The organism is Anaerotignum sp. (assembly GCF_045122575.1).
GTDB lineage: Bacteria > Bacillota > Clostridia > Lachnospirales > Anaerotignaceae > Anaerotignum_A.
In genome coordinates, this window is sequence record NZ_JBGVHV010000122.1 from 1 (window position 1) to 6,464 (window position 6,464).

Sequence of the window (6,464 nt, forward strand, 5' to 3'; positions counted from 1 at the left end):
AAAGATCTGTAAACTGGGTCTTTTCCCCCTTTGTCAGAAGCACACCGTCACTGCCCATACTTTCTGTCAGGCAGGTACGGGGAATCCGGATCAGGGATTTTTCCACGATGGCATCATTGGGGATCTTCAGCCCTTCTACGACCTGACTTTCCAGACTGAAGGACACGGTTCTACTTTCCATGAACTGTTCCATGTGTTCATAGCTGGAAAGAACGACCTTTGTTTCCTTTTCGCCCACTTCCATGGATTCGATGGTCGTGCGCAGGCGGAAGTTTTCTTCCTCAGTCATGGCATTGAGCATCATATAATGCCCCTGTGTCCATGTAGCCGTCACCGTATTGGGCAGATATGCCACGATGTACCATTGATTGCTTTCCACGATCTTAAACAGGGTATCCCCTTTGGCAACACTTTTCGCCTTGGAGATATATTCTGTTTTTGCATTACCGACTTCTTTTTTCGTTACCTCTTTCGCCATATCGGGATGATACTGTTCTTCCAGCCCGTCATAGCTCAGGCACAGAACACCGGCTTCTCCCGCAGTCAGAGAACTCATGCTTTTTGCCAGTTTCTCTTCATAAATATTTTTTTCTTCCGTCAGCTGGGAAAGACTTTCTACATTTTCCGTCAGCCAGATCTCATTTCTCTGATCCATGAAAGATTCCACCTGACTCTTCATGGTGTACATATAAGAAAGGCTGTTTTTCATAGCACGGCCTGCATAGGCATCCACCGTGCGGCTCACATTCCCTTCCAGTCTTGCGATATCCTCAGAAAAAGCGGAAAGATCTGTTCTTGTTTTCTGACTTTTCAGAATATCTTTATCGATCTGGGTCAGTTCTTTTTCCAGTCGGTCTGTGGTATCCGTATCTTTCACGGTACAGACCACAGCTCCCTTGGGCACATAATCCCCCTGAGAATACTGATAAAAGGGCTGTCCCGCTCTGGTGCTTTTCACCACATATTCCTCTCGCAGGATCAGGCCTGTATAGATTTCAGGCGTATCGATGGTTCCGTATGCAACGGTTTCCACGTTGATATCGTCACGCTTTGCCGCCAGATGAATCATCTGCCCTGCCAGATAGATGGCAATAATGGCAAAGACCATCAAAGGCATGATCATATGACTGTTTTTTCGTCTTCTGTTTTTCTTTTTTGGAACAGGCCGCCCTGCTGCAGGGCCATTCGTCTGCTGATACCTCTGCCGCTGTCTCGCCTGCTGTGCCTCCTGTTGCTGCCTTCTGCTTCTTTCCTGCTGCAAGCTATAAATATTATCCCTTGTGGGGTAACGGCTGGCAGGTGCCTGTGGCTGCGGCTGTCGGGGAGGTCTTCTTCTATTCCCTGAGGAACCTTTTTTCATTTGGAATCCTCCTGTTCATTTCTTTTTTTCAAATACCCGGTCTATGGGTATTTTATCATTTGATTATACATCAAAAAAACAAAAAGGTAAACTGAAAGGATGACAAATCTCATTGCCTTCTGTATAATATACGGTACATATGGCAAAATTTTCTTCTACAGAGGTGATCTTATGAAACCAATTGACAAATTCAAACAGATCAGAGACGACTACGTCATCCGTCAGGTAAAAAAAGCCAAGCTGCCGGACTTTGAAGATGATTATTTTGTCCGCCGCCGTGTGACCTTCCACGGAAGAGTGCAACATGTGGGGTTTCGCCTTGAATTAGAACAAATGGCAGTCCGACTGGAGCTGACAGGCTGGGTGAAAAATATGGAAAACGGTGATGTGCAGGCTGAAATTCAGGGTTATGAAAGCCGCATCCGCTTTCTTCTGAAATTCATGAAATCCCTAAAACGTATCAAGATCGAAAAAATGGAGAATAAGCCCTGTTCTCCCAAACAGAATGAAACAGAATTTAAAATCATATAAAAAAGCGACCTTTCGGTCGCTTTTTATTTTTCGTTCAATTACTTTCTTTTATTTCACAATATAATACAGATCAGACCGCCGCTGCCCTCGTTGACGATCTTCTGCAATGTCTCCTGCAGTTTCATCTGGGCATCTTCCGGCATACGGTAAATCTTGTTCTGCATGCCGTCACTGACCATGGAACTGAGGGTACGCCCGAAAATATTCAGATCCCAGATTTTTTCCGGCTCTTCCTCGTAATCGGAGATCAGATGATCGATAAATTCTCTGGACTGTTCCTCATTGCCGATGATAGGGGAAACCTCCGTTTCCACGTCCGCCTTGATCAGGTGGATGGATTCTCCCTTTGCCCGCAGCTTGATGCCATAGCGGCTGCCCTGTTTGAACACCTCGGGTTTTTCCAAAGTGATCTCTTCGAACACAGGGGTCACCACACCGTATCCCTTTCGTTTCACATCGTTCAATGCCGCCGCAATCTTATCGTATTCCCGTTTCGTTTCAGAAAGCATTTGAATGGTATGGATAAGGGCATAATCATTTTCAATGGGCATATCCACCGTTTCGCTCAAAATCTGATAAAACAGCCCGTCATCAAAATTTAGGGCGATATCCACAGCCCCTTCCCCGGGCAGGATATGGTCTGCATAGACTTTTTTCAGAAAATCTGTTGCCCCCAGCCCGCTGATGGCCGCTTCCACATCCGCCAGTTTATTCGCCTTGCTCATGACTTCTTTCAGCGCGGCAGTCAATCCCTGCTTCAGCCAGTGGCTCTGCTCCAGTGTTTCCACCCAGCCGGGGAAAAAGAATCGCAGCTCCCGCAAAGGAAATTCATACAGCACCTGTTCCAGAATTTTTCTGATATCCTCCGCCTTCAGCTGTGCCGCATTCACCGCCATCACAGGTACACCGTATTTTTCCTGCAGTTCTGCCCGCTGAGTCTGTGTGCCTTCGCTGTAGGGCGTTGCCGTGTTGAACAGGATGACAAAGGGCTTTCCTAAGGCTCGCAATTCTGCAATGACCCGTTCCTCCGCCTCCACATAATTTTCTCTGGGCAATTCCGTCACACTGCCATCCGTTGTCACCACAATGCCGATGGTGGAATGATCGGTGATGACTTTTTTTGTACCTGTTTCTGCCGCTTCCCGAAAGGGCATGGCGTTTTCCGACCAAGGCGTATGTACCATGCGGGGCAGTTCTCCGTCCATGTGGCCTTCTGCTTCGGGCACCAGATAGCCCACACAGTCGATCATCCGCACCCGTACCTCCGTATTGTCTCCCAAAGTGATTTCCACCGCTTCGTTGGGCACGAATTTGGGTTCTGTAGTCATGATGGTCTTTCCGCTGGCAGATTGGGGCAGTTCATCCTTCGCCCGTTCTCTGGTGTAGGTATTGGCGATATTGGGCAGAACAAGCAGATCCATGAACCGCTTGATGAAGGTGGATTTTCCCGTCCGCACAGGGCCCACCACGCCAATATAAATGTCCCCGCCTGTCCGCTCTGCAATGTCCTGATAAATATCGAATTTTTCCATATTTCTTCCTCCGTTTCTATTGGAATCGTATCCATACAATAGAAATCTATGCGAAAGAAACAAGAATATTCCTTTTGCAAGGGCGTTGCCCCTGCACCCCACCAAAGGGATCATCCCTTTGGAAACCGATACGCAAAAACTCCGTTTTTGCAAATAAAAACGCCGTAGGCAAATAAAAGTTTTGATTGAACTTTTACAAAAGTTCACAGGGTTTGGGACAGCGTCCCAAGGTCTTTTATTGCCTGCAAGCGGTTCTTTGGAAGGTTTGGAAACCTTTCACCAAGGGAAGAAAGGTTTCCAAAGTCTTTATTCGAACATAGGCACAACCCGGATATATTTCCCCACTTTTTCCAATGTTTCCGCATCCGTATAGGAAGAAATATACACAGGGATAACCATTCCTCCATAATGGGCGTTCATATAATAGATGATATTCTGCCACATAAGCATATGATACTCGCCGCCATCCATCATTTCCCTTGCCAGCCCGAAATGGCCTTTGCACATTTCCCTGATAGAATCATCATAATAACTGCCGTCCATGGCTTCTGTCCATTCCTGCAGCACCCACTGTCCATTCTGTTTTTCAAAATCCAGTCTGGTGGGGATAACAGAGCCGCCCCGCTCAAAGAAAGCATAACCTTTTTTCGTGCGTGTCATCGCAAAATCCTGTTCAAAAATCGTCACAAAAACCTGCATTTGTTTTCCTTTTTCATGGATTTTGTGGATATAGGGGGCATACATGCTAACGGTATGCCCCATCTGGATGCCCTTCGCATTATATTTGCTTTCAATCGCGTCATAAACAGCCTTGATACGGTCATCTTCCCCTGCCCGAAAGATGCTGCAGGCGTCCACATCTCTGATGCCCATACTATATTTTCTTTCCAGTTCAGAGGTATAAACGCGCTCATCATAAGCAAAATTCACCGCCACCGTGGAATCCAGTGCCGCATAGAGCCAATACCATTCGGAGGGTTTGATATCTGCCCTTCTTGGTTCACCTAAAATATCCTGACAGGCAAACATCATGATATAGGCCTCTAAACCGTTTCCCTCTCTGCCTTCCGCAAATGCCGCCAGAAATTCCCGCAGGGCAGGCTCCCCGATCTTCACCAGTTCCTCATATTCCGCACAGTTGATATAGTCCAGAGGGTTAGAAGAAGTCAGGCCCTGTTCACTGGCAATTTCATAGACCAGAGTATTCGCCACAATCATCTGATAGGACATACTCTCCCCTTCGATGCCCATATCTGAAATCAATTCTACCTTTTCCCCGCCGTAAAGCATATCATTCATGCGATCCTGTGCCGCTGCATCGTCCATATTCATCAACGCATAAATTTTTTCAGGAGTATCGATCCCCTCGTAATAATACCGATTGATGGCAGAAACAAAATTCATAAATGTTTCCTCATCTTTTGCAAATTCTCGCAAATCCACGTCACCAAAGGATTCCTTCGCCAGATCTCTGTTAAACGCTTTACTAAAACTGCCCTTGTCATTTTCAAAATGCAGTTCATAGCTAAAATAATTCGCATTATCTACCAAAGCCAGAAAAATCATTGCATGGATACGGAACCAACGGTCGTCTTCATAGTTTTCCCCATCCAATTCATACGCTGTTTCTCCTGTTTCAACCCAGTTCAAATGGCGCATGGCACCATAAGGCGTCACATCGGTAAACAGTTCCATCCCTTCTTCATTGGCCGTCACCCCATCAGGCAGGGGCAGCAGCCCCATGATTTTTCCCACGCCTACATGGTCACCGATATACTGCAGTTTTGCCGCATAGAGGTCTTTCACCATGCGCTCCGTATAGCCGCCATAGACCACCTTTGTTTCCAATTTTTCCTTTGGTTCAGGCGCCCTGCACCCTACAAATGCCGTACCGCCGCAAACCAGCAGTGCCGCCGCGGTGAAAAGGGCGATGCCCCGTTTTTTCACCGTCATATCAAAAATATTTTCAAATCTGGCTTTCAATTCTTCCTTCCCGCCGGAGAAAGCCGTACTCATCTGCATATTTTTACTGTTGGCTTCCTTCACCGTCCGCAGGATCGCCATACTGTAGGCTTCTCTTTCTTCCATACTGCAATTTTCCATGACCGCCAGATCGCAGGAAAATTCCATATCCTTTTCCGCCCGTTTCGCCATCCAATGGACAAAGGGGTTGAAGAAATGCAGTGCCCTCGCCAGCATCAGAATGCCTTTGAACCACAAATCTTTCCGTTTGCAGTGGGTCAGTTCATGCTGCCAAATCAGGCGCAGGTCATCTTCTTCTCTGTCTTCGGAATTGATATAAACAGCAGGCTTGAAAAATCCCACACAAAGGGGGCTGGGCAGTGGTTCGCAGAAATAGATTTCCGGCCGTTTTTTCATTCCCATTTCCCTGCAGAGGATGTAATAAGAATCCAGAACAGCCGCATCCATGACCTTTCTGCGGTTCCGCCGCAGCATTTTTTGGAAGGAAAAATATTTCCACCCCTGCCATCCAAGAAATAACAGAACACCCAGCATCCACAGCACATCGGGATAAGCAAGGAAGAAATCGAAAAAGTCGTGATCATCCTCAGCAGTAAAATCCACATGCAGCATATAATGCGTTGCTTCTTCGTCTGCGAATGTCCTAAATTCTTCCATCTGCGCTTTATCTGCGTCGCTTTGGGCAAGGTATTCCGGATTTTTTGTTTCCAACACCGCCCTCGCCCCATTCTGCACAGAAGGCACTTCCATCCGCATCCCCATCATGGGCGCAGGCAGATCGATCTGCACAGGAATACACAGGCGCACTGTCACCACCAGCCACAAAAGATACCGCCATTTTGCGCCATATCTTTTCCCCAGAAACTTAGAACACAGGGCAAGTGCCAAAATTACAGGAATCGCAAACAGACTCATTTCCCATATATTTTGAAAAATTGTATCCATTGTCATTCACCTCCTGTTTTTGAGCGGATAAAGGCTGCCAGTTCATCCAGATCCGCTTCGGAAATGGAATGACTGTCAAAGAGACTGGCCACCAGCTTCGTCACCGAACGATC

At 46.9% G+C, this 6,464-nt stretch carries 4 protein-coding genes; 1 reads left to right on the forward strand and 3 read right to left on the reverse strand.

All coding sequences use genetic code 11. The features are described from left to right. On the reverse strand, positions 1-1,360 hold a 1,360-nt coding region (locus ACJMLT_RS06095), incomplete at its 3' end, for an HlyD family efflux transporter periplasmic adaptor subunit (protein WP_405728112.1). A 171-nt stretch (positions 1,361-1,531) separates the two neighbouring features. Between ACJMLT_RS06095 and ACJMLT_RS06100 the strand changes: the two genes are divergently transcribed. Continuing rightward, a complete protein-coding gene (locus ACJMLT_RS06100; protein WP_405728115.1) occupies positions 1,532-1,891 on the forward strand; it encodes an acylphosphatase in 360 nt (119 codons plus the stop codon). A 53-nt stretch (positions 1,892-1,944) separates the two neighbouring features. Here ACJMLT_RS06100 and spoIVA read toward each other — a convergent pair whose 3' ends face one another. Both spoIVA and ACJMLT_RS06110 read right to left on the reverse strand, forming a co-directional pair. Next, positions 1,945-3,423, reverse strand: a complete 1,479-nt coding sequence (gene spoIVA, locus ACJMLT_RS06105; protein ID WP_405728118.1) for a stage IV sporulation protein A — start codon at positions 3,421-3,423, stop codon at positions 1,945-1,947. Positions 3,424-3,729: 306 nt separating this feature from the next. Next, entirely contained in the window at positions 3,730-6,351 is a 2,622-nt protein-coding gene (locus ACJMLT_RS06110) for a M56 family metallopeptidase (protein WP_405728121.1), read from the reverse strand. Between the last annotated feature and the right edge of the window lie 113 nt (positions 6,352-6,464).